General features: G+C 66.8%; 16 protein-coding genes and 1 tRNA gene. 7 read left to right on the forward strand and 10 right to left on the reverse strand.

Features of this window, described 5'->3' with window-relative positions; all coding sequences use genetic code 11:
- Nucleotides 1–128 precede the first annotated feature (128 nt).
- Complete coding sequence (locus CD928_RS23360) at nt 129–275, reverse strand: hypothetical protein (protein WP_176473499.1); 147 nt, start codon at nt 273–275, stop codon at nt 129–131.
- Between the two features lie 337 nt (nt 276–612).
- Between CD928_RS23360 and katG the strand changes: the two genes are divergently transcribed.
- The 3 genes from katG (at nt 613) to CD928_RS07530 (ending at nt 5729) form a co-directional block, all read left to right on the forward strand.
- Nucleotides 613–2802 carry a catalase/peroxidase HPI gene (gene katG / locus CD928_RS07520; RefSeq protein ID WP_095386488.1) on the forward strand — a complete coding sequence of 730 codons (2190 nt, stop codon included), beginning with the start codon at nt 613–615 and terminating at the stop codon, nt 2800–2802.
- Nucleotides 2803–3529: 727 nt separating this feature from the next.
- Nucleotides 3530–4123, forward strand: a complete 594-nt coding sequence (locus tag CD928_RS07525) for a septation protein IspZ (RefSeq protein WP_095386526.1) — start codon at nt 3530–3532, stop codon at nt 4121–4123.
- 67 nt (nt 4124–4190) lie between these two features.
- On the forward strand, nt 4191–5729 hold the full coding sequence (locus CD928_RS07530; RefSeq protein ID WP_141237119.1) for a lipopolysaccharide assembly protein LapB: 1539 nt from the start codon (nt 4191–4193) through the stop codon (nt 5727–5729).
- Between the two features lie 32 nt (nt 5730–5761).
- Here CD928_RS07530 and CD928_RS07535 read toward each other — a convergent pair whose 3' ends face one another.
- Nucleotides 5762–7012 (reverse strand): aspartate kinase, encoded by a 1251-nt coding sequence (locus CD928_RS07535; RefSeq protein WP_095386490.1) that lies wholly within the window; start codon nt 7010–7012, stop codon nt 5762–5764.
- Between the two features lie 220 nt (nt 7013–7232).
- Here CD928_RS07535 and ubiG point away from each other — a divergent pair, with 220 nt between their 5' ends.
- Nucleotides 7233–7958 carry a bifunctional 2-polyprenyl-6-hydroxyphenol methylase/3-demethylubiquinol 3-O-methyltransferase UbiG gene (gene ubiG, locus CD928_RS07540; protein ID WP_095386491.1) on the forward strand — a complete coding sequence of 242 codons (726 nt, stop codon included), beginning with the start codon at nt 7233–7235 and terminating at the stop codon, nt 7956–7958.
- On the forward strand, nt 7955–8554 hold the full coding sequence (locus tag CD928_RS07545; RefSeq protein WP_095386492.1) for a YdeI family protein: 600 nt from the start codon (nt 7955–7957) through the stop codon (nt 8552–8554). The genes ubiG and CD928_RS07545 overlap by 4 nt, the downstream gene beginning before the upstream one ends.
- Before the next feature lie 144 nt (nt 8555–8698).
- Here CD928_RS07545 and CD928_RS07550 read toward each other — a convergent pair whose 3' ends face one another.
- The 8 genes from CD928_RS07550 to CD928_RS07585 form a co-directional block, all read right to left on the reverse strand.
- Nucleotides 8699–9370, reverse strand: a complete 672-nt coding sequence (locus CD928_RS07550) for a glutathione S-transferase family protein (RefSeq protein WP_095386493.1) — start codon at nt 9368–9370, stop codon at nt 8699–8701.
- An 88-nt stretch (nt 9371–9458) separates the two neighbouring features.
- Nucleotides 9459–9887, reverse strand: coding sequence for a hypothetical protein (locus tag CD928_RS07555; RefSeq protein ID WP_095386494.1), 429 nt, complete (start codon nt 9885–9887; stop codon nt 9459–9461).
- Nucleotides 9888–10150: 263 nt separating this feature from the next.
- Complete coding sequence (gltB, locus tag CD928_RS07560; RefSeq protein WP_095386495.1) at nt 10151–14677, reverse strand: glutamate synthase large subunit; 4527 nt, start codon at nt 14675–14677, stop codon at nt 10151–10153.
- A gap of 58 nt (nt 14678–14735) precedes the next feature.
- Nucleotides 14736–15926 (reverse strand): DUF2059 domain-containing protein, encoded by a 1191-nt coding sequence (locus CD928_RS07565; RefSeq protein WP_095386496.1) that lies wholly within the window; start codon nt 15924–15926, stop codon nt 14736–14738.
- Nucleotides 15927–15950: 24 nt separating this feature from the next.
- The gene (locus CD928_RS07570; RefSeq protein WP_176473500.1) at nt 15951–16550 is read right to left on the reverse strand and encodes a DUF2059 domain-containing protein; all 600 of its coding nucleotides are present in this window, start codon (nt 16548–16550) and stop codon (nt 15951–15953) included.
- Nucleotides 16551–16573: 23 nt separating this feature from the next.
- Entirely contained in the window at nt 16574–18016 is a 1443-nt protein-coding gene (locus CD928_RS07575) for an NAD(P)-dependent oxidoreductase (protein ID WP_095386498.1), read from the reverse strand.
- Nucleotides 18017–18175: 159 nt separating this feature from the next.
- Nucleotides 18176–18973: an undecaprenyl-diphosphate phosphatase gene (locus tag CD928_RS07580; protein WP_095386499.1), complete on the reverse strand. Its 798-nt coding sequence runs from the start codon at nt 18971–18973 to the stop codon at nt 18176–18178.
- A gap of 182 nt (nt 18974–19155) precedes the next feature.
- The gene (locus CD928_RS07585) at nt 19156–20094 is read right to left on the reverse strand and encodes a complex I NDUFA9 subunit family protein (RefSeq protein ID WP_095386500.1); all 939 of its coding nucleotides are present in this window, start codon (nt 20092–20094) and stop codon (nt 19156–19158) included.
- Between the two features lie 193 nt (nt 20095–20287).
- Here CD928_RS07585 and CD928_RS07590 point away from each other — a divergent pair.
- Nucleotides 20288–20374, forward strand: a tRNA-Leu gene (locus CD928_RS07590).
- A 172-nt stretch (nt 20375–20546) separates the two neighbouring features.
- Entirely contained in the window at nt 20547–21782 is a 1236-nt protein-coding gene (locus tag CD928_RS07595; protein WP_062900461.1) for an integrase arm-type DNA-binding domain-containing protein, read from the forward strand.
- Nucleotides 21783–21855 lie beyond the last annotated feature (73 nt).

Genomic DNA, 21855 nt, shown 5'->3' on the forward strand with positions numbered 1-21855 from the left:
GACAGGGAGGATCATAAGCGTCCGCTCCCCACCCCAAAGTCGACGTCTCGCTTGCGTTTGCAATCGGCACAATCCTCAAAAAAGAGGCCGCTCCGGCCGGGGCGGCCCCTTTTATTCCTGCAGCCGCGTCAGCGCTGCTGGTTCGGATTGCGATCCTGCTGATCGCGGCGGGGCTGCTCGCCCTGCTGGCGATCCTGGCCGCCCTGCTGTTGCTGGTGCTGGCGATCGCGATCCTGCTGGCGGTTCTGGCCCTGCTGTTGCTGTTTGTTGGGCATTTCACTACTCCTGCAAGTGCCGCAGGCATGCCGTCATGTCGCGGCACAGGGTCAACCCGCGGGCAGGAGCGGGAGTTCCCCCGCTGCGACGGCCCGTGGCCCCATCGCGGTCGCCGCGCCGCCCACTGATCGGCCCGCTCAATCACTCAATCCACCTTATTCGGTTTTTCTGAAACGCCGCGCCGTGCCTATTCTCCGTCCGTCGAAGCGAAAGGATGGATCCCATCGACTCACGTTCGCCCGCGCCGACGCCCTTTCGTGGCCGCCGCCGCGCCGTCATGCGCGGGTCATCCTGCCGCGCCATCCGTTTCAACGATATCGAGAGAGGAGAGACTGCATGAACGCCGAGACCCCCGTGGACCCCGCCAAGGGCTGTCCGATCAGCCACGACCGGTTCCGTTCGCTGCTCGGGCGGACGAACAAGGACTGGTGGCCCGACGCGCTGCCGGTCGAGATCCTGCACCAGGGCGGCGTTTCGCCCGACCCGATGGGCGAGGATTTCGATTACGCCGCGGCGTTCCGCTCGCTCGACTATCAGGCGGTGAAGGACGACCTCGTCGCGCTGATGACCGACAGCAAGCCGTGGTGGCCCGCCGATTATGGCCATTATGGCCCCTTCTTCATCCGCATGGCGTGGCACGCCGCGGGCACCTATCGCACCGCCGACGGCCGCGGCGGCGCCAATGCCGGGCAGCAGCGCTTCGCCCCGCTCAACAGCTGGCCCGACAATGGCAATCTCGACAAGGCGCGCCGCCTGTTGTGGCCGGTGAAGCAGAAATACGGCAGCAAGATCAGCTGGGCCGACCTGTTCATCCTCGCCGGCAACGTCGCGATCGAATCGATGGGCGGGCCGGTGTTCGGCTTCGGCGGCGGCCGCAAGGACGTCTATGAGGCCGAGCGCGATATCTATTGGGGCGCCGAGGACCAATGGGTCAACGAAGGCGTGCAGACGCGCATCGACCCCGAAAAGCAGATGGACCTCGAAAACCCGCTCGCGGCGATCCAGATGGGGCTGATCTACGTCAACCCCGAAGGGCCTGGCGGCAATCCCGATCCGCTGCAGTCGGCGCGCGACATCAAGATCACCTTCGAACGCATGGCGATGAGCCATGAGGAGACGGTGGCGTTGACCGCGGGCGGCCACACCTTCGGCAAGGCGCACGGCGCGGGCGATGCGAGCCTGGTCGGGGCGGCGCCCGAAAACGGCGACATCACGCTCATGGGCCTCGGCTGGTCGTCGAGCTTCGAGACCGGAGTGGGCGCGCACGCGATCACCAGCGGCCTCGAAGGCGCGTGGGTCAACACGCCCACCGAATGGTCGGAGAATTTCTTCCGCCTGCTCCTCGACTATGATTACGAGCTGGTGAAGAGCCCGGCCGGCGCCCAGCAGTGGCAGCCGATCAACCAGAAGGAAGAGGACATGGCCCCCGACGCCCATAATCCGGGCAGACGCGTGCCGACGATGATGACCACCGCCGACATGGCGCTGAAGATGGACCCCGAACTCCGCCAATATTCGGAGAAGTTCCGGAACGACCATGAAGCGTTCAAGGACGCTTTCGCGCGCGCCTGGTTCAAGCTCTGCCATCGCGACATGGGGCCGAAGGGCCGCTATCTCGGCCCCGAAGTGCCAGCCGAGGACCTGATCTGGCAGGACCCGGTTCCCGCGGGAAGCAAGCCCTCCGACGCCGATGTCGCCGCCTTCAAGACCGCGATCCTCGGCTCTGGGCTCAGCGTCGGTGAACTCGTCAAGGCGGCCTGGGCTTCGGCCTCGACCTTCCGCAAGACCGACTTCCGCGGCGGCGCCAACGGCGCGCGCGTCCGCCTGTCGCCGCAGAAGGACTGGGCGGTCAACGATCCGGCTGAGCTGTCGAAGGTGCTCGCCAAGATCGACGAACTGCGCGGATCGCTGTCGATGGCCGACGCGATCGTGCTTGCCGGCTCGGCGGCGGTCGAAAAGGCGGCGAAGGACGCGGGCTTCAACGTCAGCGTTCCTTTCACCGGCGGCCGCGGCGACGCGACGCAGGAGTGGACCGACGTCGAGAGCTTCGAGGTGATGGAGCCCCGGGCCGACGGCTTCCGCAACTATCTGGCGACCAAGCATCGGGTGAAGACCGAAGAGCTGCTGCTCGACCGCGCGTCGCTGCTCGGCCTGTCGGCGCCCGAAATGACGGTGCTCGTCGGCGGATTGCGCGTCCTCGGCGCCAACCAGGGCGGCAGCAAGCATGGCGTGTTCACCAGCCGGGTGGGCCAGCTCACCAACGACTTCTTCGTCAATCTGCTCGATATGGACACGATCTGGGAGGTCGTCGACACCAGCGGCGACGAGGAGTTCATCGGCTATGACCGCGGCGGGCGCCAGGAACGCTGGCGCGCCACGCGCACCGACCTGATCTTCGGCTCCAACTCGCAGCTCCGCGCGACGGCCGAGGTTTATGCCGAGAAGGGCCATGAGGAGAAGTTCGTGAAGGACTTCGTCAAGGCGTGGGTCAAGGTGATGAACGCCGACCGCTTCGATCTGGCCTGATCTGCGGGCTCGCCGGTCCCGCATCACGCCGCGGGACCGGCGGCTGCCGCCAGGGCGGGGAGTCGCGGGTCCGCCTTCGGGGGCATCATGGGCCCGGTGGCACGCCGGCGCAGGGATCGCTTGGGAATCTCAAAGTTCAGGAAAGTTCAGCCTATCGCATCCCCCGTCCGGGCCTTGATGCGTGCTGGACGCGCCAGGCACGCCTTGCTGTGACTGCGCGCGCAAGCGGGACCGCCATCGCTTTGTCGACCAAATGAAAGAGCCGGACAAAGCTGGCACAGCCGAATAATGTAGGAAAGGCCTATTTGCAGCCGATGTCCGCTTTGGAGTGGGGAGTGGACGTTGAGGGCAGCGCGCTTTGTCCCCTCCCGCAAGCGGGAGGGGCAGCGAGGCTTGCGGACTTGTCCGCTAGCCGCAGCGGGGTGGGCACACCGCACCGTTGCGGCCCACCCCCAACCCCTCCCGCAAGCGGGAGGGGGGAAGAACGTCCGCAACTGGTCGACAACGACCCTCTCCCGCATCGTCATCCCGGACTTGATCCGGGATCCATAGCTGCGCCGTCGTCGTGGATCCCGGATCAAGTCCGGGATGACGATTAAAATAATGTCGTTTTCCGGTCGGGAACGGGTCAGCGCCTCCTTCTATGTTTACACCGTCAATTTCCCCTTGACGCGCGGCCTTCGCAATGTTTACAATGATAACATTGAATATGCGAAAGGACGAAATCATGAAACCGTTGCTCTATGCCGTGGGCCCGCTGGTTTTCGACTCGCTGGGGGTGATCGTCTTCGCGGTGCTGCTGGCGTTCCATGTCGACCTGATCGTCGCGACGGCCGCCGGCACTGTGGCCGCCTGCGCCGTGGTGCTGTTCGAGATCGCCCGCGGCCGCGCGGTCGCCGCGCTGCAGTGGATCAGCCTGGCGATGGTGCTCTTCTCGGCAGCGGCGACGATGCTGACCGGCGATCCCCGCTTCGTGATGGTCAAGCCGTCGATCGTCTATCTGATCGTCGGCGCGGCGATGCTGCGCCGCGGGTGGATGAACCGCTATATCCCGCCCGCGGACCTGCCGCTGGTCGGCGACGTGATGGAGCGCTTCGGCTTCGTCTGGGCGGGGCTGATGTTCGCGACCGCGGCCGCGAACCTCGTCATCGCCTATGCCTTCACGCCCTGGTGGCCGGCGTTCATCGGTATCTTCCCACTCGCGTCGAAGGCGCTGCTCTTCGCGGTGCATTTCACGATCGTCCAGCTCGTCGGCCGCGCGCGGACGCGCCGCCGGAACGGCGGCGAAGCGCCGGCAGCGCGGCGCCTCGTAGCGGAATAGGGGGCGCACGACTTCCCCTCCGGCCGGAAAATGGCTATTCCGGAACGGGTTGAGGGGGGAGCGGACGTTGAGGGGTTTCGGTTGGTGGGTCGGGCTGGCGATAGCCGCCCTGGTGTGGACGGCGCCGGCGCGCGCCGAGTGGTTCGAGGTCCGCACCGATCATTTCGTGCTGGTGACCGATGGCGATGAAACGGCCGCGCGCGATTTCGCGACCCGGCTCGAGCGGTTCGACGGCGCGCTGCGGCAGCTGTACGGCATCGCGGACAATCCCGACCTCCACAGCCGGCCGGTCGCCATCTATGCGCTCGATCCGCGGCTATTCTTCGATGTCTGCCGCTGTCCGGGGGTGCTCGGCTATTATTCGGGGCCGCTCGCCGGGCCGCGGATCATCGGGATCAGCGATCCGAAGGCCGATCGCAGGCTGAAGCTCGGCGATCTCCATTCGCAGGCGCTGATGCTGCACGAGTACAGCCATCATTTCATGCTGACCAATTTCCCCGGCGCCTATCCCTATTGGTATGTCGAGGGCTTCGCCGAATTCAACGCCAACGTGGATTTCGGGGAGGATGGATCGATCGTCCTCGGCTATCCGGCCAATTATCGCGGATCGGCGCTGCTGGGCGGTTCGAACCTGCCGTTGCGCCGGCTCGTCGCGCCCGAGCAATATGGTTTCGGTGACAATGTCGATCTGACTTATGGAAGAGCCTGGCTGCTCACCCATTATCTGATGCTGCGCCCCGAGCGCTCCGGTCAGCTGAACCGCTATCTCGCCGCGATCCGCGCCGGCAAGTCGAGCCTCGTCGCGGCCAAGGACGCTTTCGGGGATTTCGATACGCTCGATCGCGAACTCGACGCCTATATGAAAGGCGCCCTGGCGCCGCCCCTCCGCATTCCAGCGGCATCGGCCCCGCCGAAGGTCGCGCTGCGCCGGCTGACGGCGGGCGAGGAGGATGTTCTTCCGGCGTGGCTGACCATGAAGGACGGCGTCGCCAAGGGCTATCGCAAGGGCTATGCGCTGAAGGCCGAGCGCGCTGCGCGGAAACATCCCGACGATGCGGTCGCGCAGGCGATGGCCGCGGAAGTCAGCTTCATGGCCGATCGCTTTGCGGAGGCGGAGGCCCTCGCCGATCGAGCCCTGGAGCTCGACCCGAAATCGGATCGGGCGTTGTTGCTGAAGGGACGTCTCGCGACGCAGAAGGCGATCGAGGGCGCGCCCAAGGATTCCGCTGGCTGGGCCGCGGGGCGCGAATGGTTCGTTCGGGCCAATCGCGCCGATCCGCAATCGGTCGAGGCCTTTTATCGCTATTTCGGCAGCTATGCCTGGGCGGGGAAGGCCGTCCCCGCGGGGGCGGTACAGGGACTGATCCGCGCTTCGATACTGGCGCCCGAAAACGAGCAGGTCGCCGTATCGCTGGCGCTGCAGAAATTGCGCGAGGGCGACGGGGCGGCGGCCCGATCGCTGCTGATTCCGCTGGCGTCGGCGCCGCACCGGCCGCGCGACGACAATGTTGCGCAGTCGATCATCGGCCAGATCGACGGCGGCAAGACGCAGGATGCGATCACCGCGCTCGCGGCCCTCGAGGTGAAGGCACGAGGCCGCTATTGAAGGGGTCGTCCGTCAGTTGAAGGGGTCGTCCGTCAGTCGGCGGCGTCGAGGCCGTAGGCGGTGTGGAGGACGCGAACCGCGAGTTCGGTTTCATCCTCGTCGATCAGCACGCTGACCTTGATCTCGCTGGTCGAGATCGCCTGGATGTTGATGCCCCTGTCCGCGAGCGCGCGGAACATCGTGCTCGCGACCCCCGCGTGGCTCTTCATCCCGACGCCGACGACGCTGATCTTCGCGACCTTGTCGTCGCTGAGAATGCGGTTGAAGCCGATCTTCTCCTTCGCGCCTTCGAGCAGGTCGATCGAGCGCAGGAGGTCGGTCGCGGGGACGGTGAAGGTCACGTCGGTCTCGCCCTTGTCGCGGCCGACGTTCTGGATGATCATGTCGACATTGATCCCCGCCGCGGCGAGGGGGCCGAAGATGTTCGCGACGCCGCCCGGCTTGTCGGGCACGCGGGTGACGATGATCTTCGCTTCATTCTTGTCGTGGGCGATGCCGGTGATCAGCTGCCGTTCCATCTGATGTTCCTCTATTTCCTCGTCGCTGACGATCATCGTGCCCCGCTTCGGCGCTTCGTCGCCCTCGACGAAGCTCGAAAGCACCTGCACGCGCACGCCTTCCTTCATCGCGAGCCCGACCGAGCGCGTCTGGAGCACCTTGGCGCCGACGCTGGCGAGTTCGAGCATTTCCTCATAGGTCACATAGTCGAGCTTGCGCGCGCGCGCGACGATGCGGGGATCGGTGGTGTAGACGCCGTCAACATCGGTGTAGATGTCGCAGCGATCGGCCTTCAGCGCCGCCGCCACGGCGACCGCGCTGGTGTCCGATCCGCCGCGGCCGAGCGTCGCGACGCGGCCGTCGTCCATCAGGCCCTGGAAGCCCGGGATCACCGCGACCTCGCCCTTGGCCATCGCCGCGCCGAGCGCGCCGGTGTCGATGTTCGCGATGCGCGCGCGGGCGTGCGCTTCCTCGGTGCGGATCGGGAGCTGCCAGCCGAGCCAGCTGCGCGCCGGGGTGCCCATCGCCTGCAGCGTGAGCGCGAGGAGGCCCGAGGTGACCTGCTCGCCCGCCGCGACGACGACGTCATATTCGGCGGGGTCGTAGCGCGGGTTCGCCTCGCGGCAGAAACCGACGAGCCGGTCGGTCTCGCCCGCCATCGCGGAGACGACGACCGCGACCTCGTTGCCCTGCGCGACCTCGCGCGCGACGAGTTTTGCGACGGTGCGAATCCGCTCGGTGCCCGCCATCGACGTGCCCCCGAATTTCATCACGATCCGCGCCATGTCGCCCCGCTTTCCTGTGCTGGTTTCAGCCGCAACTTTTCGAAGATTTCCGCGGCGCGCCGCTGTTACGGAAGGGGGGAGGCGAAGGCAAGGCGATGATGTCCCCGCTGCGATATATTTTCTTGCCCGCGCCCAACGAAAGGCGCGGATCCACACCGCGGGATGGCGCGCCGCGGCAATTTTCTTGCGCCGGCGGGCGGGCGGTGCCACATCCTGCCGCATGAACGCCGCGACGATCAACCCGCACGAAGCCGCTCATTTCGGCGCGCTCGCCGCCGACTGGTGGGACCCGCACGGCTCGTCGGCGATGCTCCACAAGCTCAATCCCGTGCGCCTGTCCTATATTCGCGACCAGATCGACGCGCACTGGCATGTCGACGCGCGCGAGCGGCACCCGCTCGCGGGGCGGCGCGCGCTCGACGTCGGTTGCGGCGCGGGACTGCTCGCCGAGCCATTGGCACGGCTGGGCGCCGCGGTGACGGGGGTCGATGCGGCGCCCGAGAATATCGCGGCAGCGCGGGATCATGCTGCGGGGCAGGGGTTGGCGATCGCCTATCATGCGGGCGAGCTGGCGGCGCTGCCGCCCGCGACCTTCGACCTCGTCACCTCGATGGAGGTGGTCGAGCATGTCGCCGATCCCGCCGCCTTCGTCGCCGAACTCGCCGCGCGGCTCGCGCCGGGCGGGTTGATGATCCTTTCGACGCCCAACCGGACGGTCGCCTCGAAGCTGCTGCTGGTCGAGGCGGCCGAGCGCGTCGGCGCGATACCGCGCGGGACGCACGACTGGGACCGCTTCCTGCGGCCCGAGGAGTTGATCGCGCTGCTCGAAAGCGCGGGGCTGGCGGTGATCGACCGCACCGGACTGTCGCCCTCGCCGGCGCGGGGGTTCAAGCTCGGCGGCAGCGAGGCGCTCAACTATCTGATCGCGGCGCGGCACGCGGGATGAGCGGCGGCCGCGACCCGCGCGTCGACGCCTATATCGCGAAAGCTCAGCCCTTCGCGCAGACCATCCTGACCCATATGCGCGCGCTGGTGCACAAGCACGCGCCGGATGCCGCCGAGACGCTGAAATGGGGCGTGCCGCATTTCGTGTTGAACGGGCAGAATCTGGCGGGCATGGCGGCGTTCAAGGGCCATGCGACCTTCGGTTTCTGGCGCGACGAGGAGGTCACCGGCGCGGCGCGCAAGGAGGGGGCGATGGGCAGCTTCGGGCGGCTCGCCTCGCTCGCCGATCTGCCCGACGACAAGGCGCTCGCGGCGATGATCGCGAAGGCGGTGGCGCTGGCGGGCGAGGGCAAGCCGAAGCGGGCGAAGGCGGCGGCCAAGCCGGCGCTCGACCTGCCCGCCGACCTGGGGGCGGCGTTGAAGGCGAATGGCGCCGCCCAAGGCCATTGGGACGCCTTTTCGCCCGGCAAGCGGCGCGACTATATCGAATGGGTGCTCGAGGCGAAGCGCGAGGAAACGCGCGTCAAGCGGATCGAAACGATCGTCGCGCAGGTCGCCGAGGGCAAGGACCGGAACTGGAAGTATAAGGGCTGCTGAGCGCGAGGCGGCATTAAAACACACCGCATCCCCGAGCGAAGACGAGGGGCTCGTTCGAGCGAAGCGAGAATCAGATACGTCGCAGCCTCGACTTCGCTCGGCATAGCCCCTCGTCTTCGCTCGGGGATGCGGATTTATGTCGGTTTAGAAATCGACATCCTCGTAATATTTCGGCGGCGACACGATCTCCATCCGCTCCGCCAGCAGCGGGCGGAAGCTCGGGCGCGATTTCAGGCCCGAATACCAGCCCTTGGTCTGTTCGTGGCCGGTCCAGTCGATGCCGCCGAGATAGTCGGCGACCGAGATATGCGCCGCGGCGGCGAGGTCGGCGAGGCTCATCGTCGCACCGGCGAGCCAGGTGCGGTGGTCGATCAGATAGTCGACATAGTCGAGATGGTTGTTCGCGGCCTTCATCGCCTCGCGCAGCGCGCCGCCGTCGGGCGGCTGGCGGTGGACGATGCGCTTCTGCATCCGCTCGAACAGCAGCGGGCCGGTGACCTCATAATAGAAATCCTGGTCGAACCAGGCGACGAGGCGGCGGATTTCGGCGCGGTTGGCCGCCGTGCCGTTGATCATCGCCTTGCCCTCGACGGTTTCCTCGAAATATTCGGCGATCGCGGCGCTGTCGATGAGCACCTGACCGCGTTCCTGGTCGACCATCACCGGGGTGCGGCCCGCCGGGTTGAGGTCGATGAACTCGTCGCGGCGCTCCCACGGCGATTCGCGCAGCAGTTCGTAGCCCACGCCCTTTTCGCCGAGCAAAAGCCGAATCTTGCGCGAAAAGGGACACAAGGGGAATTGGTAGAGTTGCCACATGGGTTCGGCATAGCGGCAGCGGGGCCGCGCGCGCAACGGCTATGGCGCCCAATAAACAGGGACTGTCCCTATTTATCCACCAAAGGGATCAGCGCCGCGCGGCGTCGCGCTCGCGTTCCCACTGCGCGGCCATGTCGCGCGCCATGTCCTTGAGCACGGGGGCGTAGGCGGCCATCGCGGCGGCCATGTGACCCGCTATGCGCGTGCCGGCGCGGACGTCGCTGCCGAGGCGTTCGCCATAATCGGGGTCGCGGCCGGCGAGTTCGCCGAGCGTCGCGTCGGGCGGGATGTAGGCGGCGTCGGATTCGGGATCGGCGCGCGCGACCGCTTCGGCGAGCGGGCCGACGTTGAGCCGCATCAGCGCGTCGACGAGCGCGGTGACCGTGTCGGCCATGCGATCCTGCGCGACCGGGTCGCCAAGCACCGCGGCGGCGGTATCGCCGTCGGCGGCGAAGGCTGGAAGCGGCGCGGCGAGCGCGAGCAGGGGGAGGGCGATCAGGGGCAGGCGGCGGGTCATGGCAGCATCTTTCCATAAGGACGTGAGGCTATTAAGCCGCGCCCTTTACGCGATGGACGCTTTCACTGCGCTGAACGCTGCCACATGTGCGATGAGACGCGCCGGCGGTGCGGCGAACCAACTCATCGCCAATGCCTTGTTCCGTCATTGCGAGCGAAGCGAAGCAATCCAGGGCGGTCTATGCCTGCCCTGGATTGCTTCGCTTCGCTCGCAATGACGAAAGGGGTTGGCCCACTCTTCCCCCGAAGAAGGGAAGATCGACGCTACTCCGCGGCCACCACCCCGATCTCGGCGTCGCTCAAGGGCTGGGCCAGGCGGGGGAGCATTTCCTTGGGGCAGATTTGCCAGAACTGGCCCTTGCGAAGGTCCCAGTCGGCGAGGATCTCGGCCGACCATTTGCTGCCCGTCGCCTGCGCGTGGTCGGCGATCAGCTCCTTCAGCACCGCTTCCCAATGCGCGCTTTCCAGGCGCTGCCAGACGATCGATTCACCGTTGGCGCGGCGCTCGAAGGCGTCGTCGGTGTCGAGCACGAAGGCCATGCCGCCGGTCATCCCGGCGCCGAAGTTCGAGCCGACGGGGCCGAGGATCACCGCGGTGCCGCCGGTCATATATTCGCAGCCGTTCGCGCCGCAGCCCTCGACCACGACGTTCGCGCCCGAGTTGCGCACCGCGAAGCGCTCGCCCGCCTGCCCCGCCGCGAGCAGCGTGCCCGCTGTCGCGCCGTAAAGGACGGTGTTGCCGACGATGCTGTTGTGCTGGCTGACGAGCGGGCTCGACACGGTGGGCCGCACGATGATGCGCCCGCCCGACAGGCCCTTGCCGACATAGTCGTTGGCGTCGCCGAACACCTCGAGCGTGATGCCCTGGCACAGGAAGGCGCCGAGCGACTGGCCCGCGGTGCCGCGCAGGCGGATCTCGACATGGCCCTGCGCGAGGCCGGTCATGCCGAAGCGCTGCGTGACCTCGGCCGACAGACGGGTGCCGACCGCGCGGTGCGTGTTGCGGACATTATAGGTGAGCTGCATCCGCTCTCCGCGCTCGAACAGCGGCTTCGCGTCGTTCAATATCTGCGCGTCGAGGCTGTCGGGCACCGGGTTGCGGAAATTCGGCCCCTTCGACCGGCGCTCCTCGTCGGGCGCGTCGACCTTGGCGAGAATCGGATTGAGGTCGAGATCGTCGAGATGCTCGGCGCCGCGGCTGACCTGGCGGAGCAGCTCGGTGCGGCCGATCACCTCGTCGAGGCTGCGGCAGCCGAGCTTGGCGAGAATCTCGCGCACCTCCTCGGCGATGAAGGTCATCAGGTTGATCACCTTCTCCGGGCTGCCGGTGAACTTCGCGCGCAGTTTCTCATCCTGCGTGCAGACGCCGACCGGGCAGGTGTTCGAATGGCACTGGCGCACCATGATGCAGCCCATCGCGACCAGGCTCAATGTCCCGATGCCATATTCCTCGGCGCCCAAAATGGCGGCGATCACGATGTCGCGTCCGGTCTTGAGCCCGCCGTCGGTGCGGAGGCGAATGCGGTGGCGCAGACCGTTGAGCGTCAGCACCTGGTTGACTTCGCTGAGGCCCATTTCCCACGGGGTGCCGGCATATTTGACGCTCGTCTGGGGCGAGGCGCCGGTGCCGCCGGTGTTGCCCGAGACAAGGATCACATCGGCGTGGGCTTTGGCGACGCCCGCCGCGACGGTGCCGATGCCCGCCGAGCTCACGAGCTTGACGCAGACGCGCGCGCGGGGGTTGATCTGCTTGAGGTCGTAGATGAGCTGCGCCAGATCCTCGATCGAATAGATGTCGTGGTGCGGCGGCGGGCTGATCAGCATCACCCCCGGCGTCGCGTGGCGCAGGCGGGCGATGAATTCGGTGACCTTGAAGCCGGGAAGCTGCCCCCCCTCGCCGGGCTTCGCGCCCTGCGCGACCTTGATCTCGATCTCGTCGCAGGCGCCGAGATATTCGGCGGTGACGCCGAAACGGCCGCTCGCGATCTGCTTGATGTTGCTGTTGGCGTTGTCGCCGTTCGCATAGGGGCGATAGCGTTCGCTCGCTTCGCCGCCTTCGCCCGACACCGCCTTGGCGCCGATGCGGTTCATCGCGATCGCCAGCGTCTCGTGCGCCTCGGGCGACAGCGCGCCCAGCGACATGCCGGGGGTGACGAAGCGCTTGCGGATCTCGGTGATCGCCTCGACGCTGTCGAGCGCCACGCCCTGCGCGGGGAAGTTGAACTCCATCAGGTCGCGCAGATACACGGGCGGCAGGTCGGCGACCCCGCGCGCGAACTGCAGATAGGTCGAATAGCTGTCGGTCGCGACCGCGGTCTGGAGGAGGTGCATGAGCTGCGCCGAATAGGCGTGCGTCTCGCCGCCCGCGCGCTGGCGATAGAAGCCGCCGACGGGGAGGGTGGTGACGCGCGCGTCGAACGCCGCCTCGTGCTTCTCGGTCGCGTTGATGAACAGCGATTGATAGCCTTCGCCCGAAATCTTCGCCGGCATGCCGGGGAAGAGATCGTTGACCAGCGCGCGCGACAGCCCGACCGCCTCGAAATTATAGCCGCCGCGATAGCTGGAGATCACCGCGATCCCCATCTTTGCCATGATCTTCAAAAGCCCGTCGTCGATCGCCTTGCGGAAGCGCTTGCGGCAGTCGTCGAGGCCGAGCTCGCCGAACAGCCCGCGCGCCTGACGGTCGGCGATCGCGGCTTCGGCGAGATAGGCGTGGACCGTGGTCGCGCCGACGCCGATCAGCACCGCGAACGCATGCGTGTCGAGCACTTCGGCCGAGCGGACGTTGACCGAGGCGTAGCTGCGCAGGCCTTTTCTCACAAGATGGGTGTGGACCGCCGCGGCGGCGAGCACCATCGCGACCCCGACGCGGTCTTCGCCGATATTCTGGTCGGAAAGGAACAGCTCGCTGCGCCCGGCGCGCACCGCATCCTCCGCCTCGCGGCGGATGCGCGCGATCGCGTCGCGCAGCGCCGAGGCGTCGCCGCCGACGGGGAAGGTGCAGTCGATGTCGGCGATCGCGTCGCCGAAATAGGCGCGCAGCCGGTCCCAGTCGTCGCCGACGAGCACCGGCGAATCCATGACGAGGACATGCTCGCTCTGCCCCTTTTCATCGAGGATGTTGGCGAGGTTGGCGAAGCGCGTCTTCAGGCTCATCACATGCCGTTCGCGCAGGCTGTCGATCGGCGGGTTGGTGACCTGGCTGAAATTCTGGCGGAAGAATTGCGCGACGTGGCGCGGCTTGTCCGAAATGACCGCGAGCGGCGTGTCGTCGCCCATCGATCCGACGGCCTCCTTCGCGTCCTCGACCATCGGCGAGAGGATCAGTTCCATATCCTCCATCGTCAGCCCGGCCGCGACCTGGCGGCGCAGCAGCTCGCTGCGTTCCCAGGCTGCAAGGCTCGACTTCCCGCCCTTGGGCAGGTCGGCCATGGTGCGGAAACCCCTGACCCGTGCGGGATAATCCTGCGCGCCCGCGATCCGGTCCTTGATCGCGCGGTCGTCGTAGAGCGTGCCTTGGTCGAGGTCGACCGCGATCATCTGGCCGGGGCCGAGGCGGCCCTTCTTGCGGATGCTCGCCTCGGGCAGCAGCACCATCCCGCTTTCGGAGCCGACGACGAGCAGATTGTCGGCGGTCAGCGTATAGCGCAGCGGACGGAGCGCGTTGCGGTCCATCCCCGCGACCGCCCAGCGCCCATCGGTCATCGCGAGCGCGGCGGGGCCGTCCCACGGCTCCATGACGCTGGCGAGATAGGCGTACATCGCCTTGTGCGCGTCGGGCGCGTCGGGGTCGCTTTCCCACGCCTCGGGCACGAGGATCAGCTTCGCGGTCGGCGCGTCGCGGCCGGCGCGGCACAGCGTCTCGAACACCGCGTCGAGCGCCGCCGTGTCCGACGCACCCGCCGGGATCACCGGCTTGATGTCCTCCGAATGCTCACCGAAGGCGAGGCTCGCCATCTTGATCTCGTGGCTCTTCATCCAGTTCCGGTTGCCGCGGATCGTGTTGATCTCGCCATTGTGGGCGAGGCAGCGGAAGGGCTGGGCGAGCCACCATTGCGGGAAGGTGTTGGTCGAGTAGCGCTGGTGGAAGATCGCGACCCGGCTTTCGAACAGCTTGTTCGCGAGGTCGGGGTAGAAATCCGCGAGGCTCTCGGCGAGGAACAGCCCCTTGTAGATGATCGAGCGCGCCGACAGGCTGCAGATATAGAAGTCGGCGATCTGCGCCGCGATCACTTTTTTCTCGATGCGGCGGCGGACGAGATAGAGCTGCTTTTCGAATTCGGCGACCGACTGTTCGTCGGGAAGCGGCCCCGCGATCATGATCTGCTCGATCTCGGGGCGCGTGCGCTGCGCCTTGTCGCCGATCACCGACACGTCGACCGGCACCTGGCGCCAGCCGTAGATGGTATAGCCCGCCTCGATGATCTCGGTCTCGACGATCGTGCGGCATTCCTCCTGCGCGCCCAGATCGGTGCGCGGCAGGAAGATCATGCCGACGGCGAGGCGGTTCGGGCGCACCTTGTGCCCCGATGCCGCGATCGCGTCGTCGAAGAAGCGTTCGGGAAGGTCGACATGGATCCCCGCCCCGTCGCCGGTCTTGCCGTCGGCATCGACCGCGCCGCGGTGCCACACCGCGCGCAGCGCCTCGATCGCGGCCTCGACGACGCGGCGCGACGCCTTGCCGTCGGTCGCCGCGACCATGCCGACGCCGCAGGCATCGGATTCGAGGTCGGGACGATAGAGGCCCTCGGCGGCAAGCCGCGCGTGTTCGGGGGTGGGGAAATGGGTCATGTCTTCGTTCCTGGCGGGACCTCGTCACCCCGGCGGAGACCGGGGCGACGAGGGGTCCTTAGTCTGTTGATGGCGTCTTCTTGCGGGCGTTGGCGACCGCCTCTTCCTGCGCGTCGAACGCGGCCGAGGAGGCGTTGCTGGCAGCCTCTTCGAGCTGCTCGACCCGCTGGCGGTCGGCTTCCGACCAATTGCCGCGGTCATAGGCGGGGTCGTCGATCGCGGCATCGGCGGCGGCTGCCGCCGCATCCGCCGCATCGGCGGCCACGGCCGCTTCGGCCCCATCGGCCGCGGCGTCAGCGGCCTCGTCCGAGCCGCTCCAATCGTCGCTCGGCGCGGCTTCGACGGCTTCGGTTTCGGTCGCCGCCTCGCTCCACATGTCGCGATTGTCCTTCAGCGTCTGGACGTCGACCTTCATCAGCTTGGCGAGCTTGTTCATCTCGGTATCGCTGAGGTCGGCGAGCCCCTTTTCCTTGGGCAGCTCCTTGAGCTGGCCCTCGATCGTCGGCGCGCGGTCGATGAACTTGGTGACCAGCGGCGGGACCGCCTTCATCATCGCCAGCATCACCTCGGGATCGGCCTGCAGCGCGAGCGATTCGCCAGCGTAGGACTGTCCCGCCGGGGTCGCGAAGAAGGCGTTGAGCTCGGTGAGCTGGCCGGCCGAGAATTTGCGGGCATAGGCCTTGGCGAGCCCTGCGCGCATCGGCGGCTCGAGGTCGGCGAGCGCCTCGCTGATCAGCGGCCTGATCACCTTCATCACCTGATCCTCGCGCTCCTTGCGGTGCGGGTCGAACAGGTCGGCGACGGCATTTTTGGTGTCGGCGTCGAGCGCCGCGATCCGGTCGCTTTCGACCCCGGTCTTGATCGACAGCGACAGGTCCGAATTGCCGCCCGTTTCCTCCAGGATGGTGCGCAGCATCTTGCCGTACAGATTGTCCATCATCTTTTCGAGGCTGCCATCGGGGATCAGCGCGGCGGTCGTGCGCTCCGCCAGCGTCAGGCGCGCGGGCTCGATCGGCGGCAGATCGCTGGTGTCGAACATCTTCTCGACGAGCGCGATCGCCGCGTCCATTTCCTTCTGCATCTTCGCCTTGGCGTTGGCGAGCGCCGCCTCGGTTTCTGCATCGGCCGGCGTCGCGGCGTCCTGAGCGACGGTTTCGGCGGCGGGCGCTTCCTGCGCCAAGACGGCGGCGGGAAGGGGCGCGGCGAGCATCGCGCCGGCCAGCAACATAGTCCTGAATTTGTTGGTCATCTCGATATCCCTGTCTCTGTTCGCTCAGGATTGCGGCGCGGCTTCGGTCGCGACGCCGGCGGCTTCCAGTTCTTTGCGCAGCCGCTCGAGTTCCTGGGGCAGCCGCTCCATACCGGTCGCCATCGACTGACGCTGCCATGCGGCGATATCGGGATCGGACATGATCTTCAGCGACTCGGCCATGTAGATGCGACCCGTCGGCGTGCGAAAGAAGGTCTCGATTTCGCCGAGCTGCGCCACGGTGAAGCGGCGGGCGTAGGCGCGGGCCATCGCGTCGAACAGGCCGGGCAACTGGGCGTCGATCTGCTGCGCCGTCAGCTGCTGCTGGCGCTCGACGAATCGGTCAAAGACCGCCTTGGCCTTTGGATTGGCGGCGAACCCCTCGGTGCCGAAATGCTGCTGGATGCCCGCCGAGATGTTCGCCATCGTCACCGCGACGAGTTGCCCCATCATTTCCTTGCGCTGGGCGGCCGGCATCATCACCTCGATCAGGCTATCCGCGGCGGCGATCCGACCGGGCGCGAGCGTTTCCGCCGCGGATGCGGCGGCGGGGGCCGCCTCCTGCGCGTGGAGCGGCGACGCGGCGAGCGCAGCGGCGAGCAGCATATATTTCCAGGTCGACATATGGTGATTCCTTCCCCTGTTGGTCAGGCGGCCTTCTTTTCGCTTTTTGCTTTCGCCTTCAACCATTTCGACATTTGTTCGCTGACATCGCGCCCGTCGCGGATGCCCCAGACGACCAGGCTGGCGCCGCGGACGATGTCGCCCGCGGCGAAGACGCCCGACAGGCTGGTCATCATCGTCTGGTGATCGACGCGCAGCGTGCCCCAGCGCGTGACGCTGAGATCGGGCGAACCGAAGAGGTGCGGCAGCTCCTCGGGGTCGAAGCCCAGGGCCTTGATCACCATGTCGGCGGGGAGGTCGAAGGCGCGGCCCGGGTCGGGCTCGGGGCTGCGGCGGCCGCTGGCGTCGGGGGCGCCGAGGCGCATCCCCTTGACCGCGACCTCCTTGACCGATGTGCCGGCGGTGAAGCGTTCGGGAGCGGAGAGCCAGACGAACTCGACGCCTTCCTCCTCGGCATTGGCGACCTCGCGCTGCGAGCCCGGCATATTCTCTCGGTCGCGGCGATAGAGGCATTTGACCGACTTCGCGCCCTGACGCACCGCGGTGCGGACGCAGTCCATCGCGGTGTCGCCGCCGCCGATCACGACGACGTGCTTGCCCGCCGCATCGAGGCGACCGTCCTCGAATTCGGGGACGGCGTCGCCGAAGCCCTTGCGGTTCGAGGCGATCAGATAGTCGAGCGCGGCGACGACGCCCGCGGCCTCGTTGCCCGGCACATTGATCTCGCGCGCCTTGTAGACGCCGGTGGCGATCAGGATCGCGTCGTGCTTCGCGCGGAGCTGGTCGAGCGTCGCGTCGCCGCCGACTTCGAAGCCGAGGTGGAAGTGGATGCCGCTGGCCGCGAGCCGCTCGACGCGGCGCATCACCACATCCTTCTCGAGCTTGAAGCCGGGGATGCCATAGGTGAGCAGCCCGCCGGCGCGGTCGTGGCGATCGTAGACATGCACCTCATGCCCCTCGACGCGCAGATATTCGGCCGCCGTCAGCCCCGCGGGCCCGGCGCCGATGATGCCGATGGACTGGCCCGTCGCGGGGCCGGCATGAACCGGCTCGACCCAGCCTTCGGCCCAGGCGGTGTCGGTGATATATTTCTCGACGCTGCCGATCGTCACCGCGCCGTGGCCCGAAAATTCGATCACGCAATTGCCCTCGCACAGCCGGTCCTGCGGGCAGATGCGGCCGCAGATCTCGGGCATGGTCGAGGTCGCGTTGCTGAGCTCATAGGCCTCGCGCAGCCGCCCCTCGGCGGTCAGGCGCAGCCAGTCGGGGATATGGTTGTGCAGCGGGCAATGCACCGAGCAATAGGGAACGCCGCACTGCGAGCAGCGCGCCGCCTGCGCGTCGGCGTCGGGCGCGGCGTAGCGTTCGGCGATCTCCCGGAAATCGCGCGCGCGCTCTTCGGGCGAGCGCTTGTCGGGGTAGGATTGTTCGCGCCCCACAAATTGGAGCATGCGGTCGGCAGCCATGCAAATTTCCCTTCGTTGGAAGGTCGGATGCAGGACGCGCCGCGCGCTGTCACGGACGAAATGCCGTATAGGACAATATTATTGACATAAATTTTGGGTCTGTCAGACCGCTAAGGTATCTTGCGCAATTATCTTTCGCGATTTAGTCCTATATCGGACCTATCTCATGGCGAGCCAGACCAGCGCCGCGCCGCCGACGATGATTCGGTACCAGGCGAAAGGCGCGAAGCCATAGCGGGTGACGACCGCGAGGAAGGCCTTGATCACCGCCCAGGCGACGACGAAGGAAACCAGCGCCCCCACCGCGATCAGCCCGAGGTCGCCCGTCGTGATCGCGTCGCGATGCTTGAAGAGCTGGAGCACGGTCGCCCCCGTCAGCGTCGGCAGCGCGAGGAAGAAGCTGAACTCGGCGGCGGTCTTGCGATCGACGCCGAGCGACATCGCGCCCATGATCGTCGCGCCCGAGCGGCTGACCCCGGGGATCATCGCGAGGCACTGGACGAGGCCGACGAGGATCGACTGGCGCGTCGTCAGTGCGGCGACTCCGCCGCTCTCCTTCGGTTTGGCGAAGCGCTCGACGAGCAATATGCCGAAACCGCCGATCACCAGCGCCCAGGCGACGACGACGGCGTTTTCGAGCAGCAGCTCGATCTGGTCGCCGAAAGCGAGCCCGAGGATCACGGCGGGGAAGAAGGCGAGGAGCAGGTTGCGCACGAAGGCGATGGCGACGGGATCGCGGCGGAACAGGCCGACGAACATGTCCCAGAAGAGGTGGCGATAGAGGACGACGATCGCGAGGATCGCGCCGGGCTGGATCGCGATGTTGAAGATCGCCCATTTCGACGCGTCATAGCCGAGCAGCTCGGTCGCGAGGATCAGGTGCCCGGTCGAGGAGACGGGCAGGAATTCGGTCAGCCCCTCGACGATGCCGAGGATGATCGCGGTCAGCCAGATCAACGGGGTGCTCCTTTGGCGGCGGCGCAGCGGACGGGGCAGGGCAGGGTCATGCGCGAATCCTGATGGGGAAAGATAGGCGAAAGGGCGCCCGACGCATGCCGGACGCCCTGTCCTGAAACGCTCTTATGCCGCGGCCGGCGCTTTTGCCAAGCGGCGCGAAAGCCGCAGGTCGCCGCTGCGGCTCACTGCGCCGCAATCTCGGCGAAGCGGCCGTGGCGGCGATATTGCACGAGCCAGCCCTCGGCGATCGAAGCGAGCGAGGCCGGCGCGATGCCGAGCGCCGCGAGTCCTTCGGCGTCGGGCGCGACGACATTCTCCGATTGCAGCATCAGCCACTGGTCCTTGGTGATCGGCGCGCCGGGCGCCCAGCCAAGCCCGCTCGCGAGCGCCGAAGCGACGGCGTCTGGCACGTCGACGAACAGCCGCCTGCGCCCGGTGGTGTCGGCGATCCAGCGCAGCAGCGCCGCCATCGTCAGCACCTGCGGCCCGCCGAGCTCGAAGGTGCGGCCCGCGGCGGAAGCCTCGAGCGCCGCGACCACCGCGTCGGCGACGTCGCCGACATAGACCGGCTGGAATTTTGCCGCGGGGGCGATCACCGGGATGGCCGGCGACAGGCGGATCATCGCGGCGAAGCGATTGATGAAATGATCCTCGCGGCCGAAGACGATCGAAGGGCGCAGGATGACGGCGCCTGGGAAAGCCGCGCGCACCGCCGCCTCGCCGTCGCCCTTGCTGCGGCCATAGGCCGAGGCGCTCGCCGGGTCGGCGCCGATCGCCGAGAGATGGATGAGAGCACGCACGCCGGTCGCCCTCGCCGCCGCCGCGACATGGCCGGCGCCGTCGGCCTGCACGGCCTGCATATCGTCGAAGCTGCCGGCGAGGTTGATCACCGCGTCGCTGCCCGCGACCGCGCGCGCGACGCTCGCCGCGTCGCGGACGTCGGCGGCGACGAACTGCGTCTGGCCGAGCCCGCCGAGCGGCTTCAGGAAGGTCGCGGCGCGCGGCTTGCGCTGCGCGACGCGAACCCGCGCGCCGCGGGCGAGCAGCCTCTGCACGACATAGCGCCCGATAAAGCCGCCGCCGCCCAGCACCGTGATCAATTGCCCATCGAGGTTCCGCATGTCGTCCGTCCGTGATTCTGTCCCGGCGCCGCGCGCCGCTGGGCTTCCCATGCCGCGAAGCGCCGGATGGAGCAAGGGGCGACGCCGCCCCCGCCGACGCAAAACGCCCGCCCCGGAAGAAAATATGCGGCATCGCCCCCAGCGCGGTTGACAAGCAACAGCCCCCACCGCTAAGCGCCCGCTCCTACCCCGTGCCCAGATGGCGGAATTGGTAGACGCACCAGCTTCAGGTGCTGGCGATCGCAAGGTCGTGGAGGTTCGAGTCCTCTTCTGGGCACCAGTGACCTTTCCGGCAACGTCCGGGAACGTCCAGCAAGCGGCTGGTTTTCCACCGTTTTTCGATGAGAATCGCTGAATGGAATCCAGGCTGATCCAGCCGGAACCATCAGCGTACCATCAGCTTTGATGGTGTTTTTGATGGTTCCGGTCAGCCTCTTGCAGGTGAAACCATCATGACGCTTACCCACATCCAGATTTCGAACGCCAAGCCCGCAGAAAAGGCCTATAAAATGGCCGATAGCGATGCCCTATATCTCGTGGTCAGACCGAGCGGAGCAAAGGTCTGGCGAATGAACTATCGTCACCTGGGCCGACAAAAGACTCTCTACTTCGGTTCGTGGCCTGATATTGGAATTGCTTCCGCTCGGGAACTGCGCGACGCAGCGCGAAAGCTGCTTCTTGCAGGGCTCGATCCGGCCGCGGAAAAGAAGGTCGAACGGATCACCCGAAAGATCGCCGAGGACAACACGTTCAAGACGATCGCAGAGGAATGGCTGGCGAAAAACGAACGGGAAGAGCGCGCGGCCGTCACGCTTCGCAAAATTCGCTGGCTCCTCGATATCGCCAATCCACTGATCGGCAGCCGTCCGATCTCGAAAATCACGCCCCAGGAGGTTCTGGCCGTACTCCGTAAGGTCGAGGCCAATGGACGGTATGAAAGTGCGCGTCGGATGCGCAGCGTGATCAGCAGGGTCTTCCGATACGCGATCGCCACCGCAAGGGCGGACCGTGATCTTGCGGCTGACTTGCGCGGCGCGCTCACGGCTCCGAAGGTAAAGCACCACGCCGCGATCACGACCCGCAAGGAAACAGGGGCGCTCCTGCGCGCTATCGAAGGATATGCTGGTCACGAAATCACGGCAATTGCGCTGCGACTGACGCCGCATGTCTTCGTGAGGCCGGGCGAACTGCGACAGGCGGAATGGACGGAGATCGATGTCGAGGACGCGGTGTGGACGATCCCGGCCGACAAGATGAAAATGCGCCGTCAGCATTGTGTCCCGCTGTCCAGGCAGGTTCTCGAAATGCTTGAAGCGCTGCACGGCCTCACGGGCCATGGGCAATTTCTGTTCCCCTCATTTCGAACTTCCCGGCGGTGCATGTCCGAGAATACGGTGAGCGCGGCCCTTCGGCGTCTCGGCTATAGCCGCGAGGAGATGACGGCGCATGGCTTCCGTTCGACAGCCGCGACTCTTCTCAACCAGATGGGCATGTGGCATCCCGATGCGATCGAGAGGCAGCTCGCGCATCTGGATGCAAACGCGACGCGGCGAATCTACACGCGCGGCGAATATTGGGATGAGCGTGTGCGCATGATGCAGCACTGGTCGGACTATCTCGACCAGCTCCGCGATGGCGCACAGATTGTGCGGCCATCTTTTCAGAGGGGCGGCCGAATGACTGCCTAGCGCGCTCAGGTTTTGCGGTAGTACGTTCATATATTTATGTATATTTTATGAGGTAACGATCATAAATTTACGA

The sequence above is a fragment of the Sphingopyxis sp. GW247-27LB genome (genome assembly GCF_002277025.1).
Lineage (GTDB): Bacteria > Pseudomonadota > Alphaproteobacteria > Sphingomonadales > Sphingomonadaceae > Sphingopyxis.

Excerpts from the sequence above, each read along its gene's own strand:
- CD928_RS23360 (WP_176473499.1), bottom strand. The coding sequence starts at position 275 with ATGCCCAACAAACAGCAACAGCAGGGCCAGAACCGCCAGCAGGATCGC.
- katG (WP_095386488.1), top strand. The coding sequence starts at position 613 with ATGAACGCCGAGACCCCCGTGGACCCCGCCAAGGGCTGTCCGATCAGC.
- CD928_RS07525 (WP_095386526.1), top strand. The coding sequence starts at position 3,530 with ATGAAACCGTTGCTCTATGCCGTGGGCCCGCTGGTTTTCGACTCGCTG.
- CD928_RS07535 (WP_095386490.1), bottom strand. The coding sequence starts at position 7,012 with ATGGCGCGGATCGTGATGAAATTCGGGGGCACGTCGATGGCGGGCACC.
- ubiG (WP_095386491.1), top strand. The coding sequence starts at position 7,233 with ATGAACGCCGCGACGATCAACCCGCACGAAGCCGCTCATTTCGGCGCG.
- CD928_RS07545 (WP_095386492.1), top strand. The coding sequence starts at position 7,955 with ATGAGCGGCGGCCGCGACCCGCGCGTCGACGCCTATATCGCGAAAGCT.
- CD928_RS07550 (WP_095386493.1), bottom strand. The coding sequence starts at position 9,370 with ATGTGGCAACTCTACCAATTCCCCTTGTGTCCCTTTTCGCGCAAGATT.
- CD928_RS07555 (WP_095386494.1), bottom strand. The coding sequence starts at position 9,887 with ATGACCCGCCGCCTGCCCCTGATCGCCCTCCCCCTGCTCGCGCTCGCC.
- gltB (WP_095386495.1), bottom strand. The coding sequence starts at position 14,677 with ATGACCCATTTCCCCACCCCCGAACACGCGCGGCTTGCCGCCGAGGGC.
- CD928_RS07565 (WP_095386496.1), bottom strand. The coding sequence starts at position 15,926 with ATGACCAACAAATTCAGGACTATGTTGCTGGCCGGCGCGATGCTCGCC.
- CD928_RS07570 (WP_176473500.1), bottom strand. The coding sequence starts at position 16,550 with ATGTCGACCTGGAAATATATGCTGCTCGCCGCTGCGCTCGCCGCGTCG.
- CD928_RS07575 (WP_095386498.1), bottom strand. The coding sequence starts at position 18,016 with ATGGCTGCCGACCGCATGCTCCAATTTGTGGGGCGCGAACAATCCTAC.
- CD928_RS07585 (WP_095386500.1), bottom strand. The coding sequence starts at position 20,094 with ATGCGGAACCTCGATGGGCAATTGATCACGGTGCTGGGCGGCGGCGGC.
- CD928_RS07595 (WP_062900461.1), top strand. The coding sequence starts at position 20,547 with ATGACGCTTACCCACATCCAGATTTCGAACGCCAAGCCCGCAGAAAAG.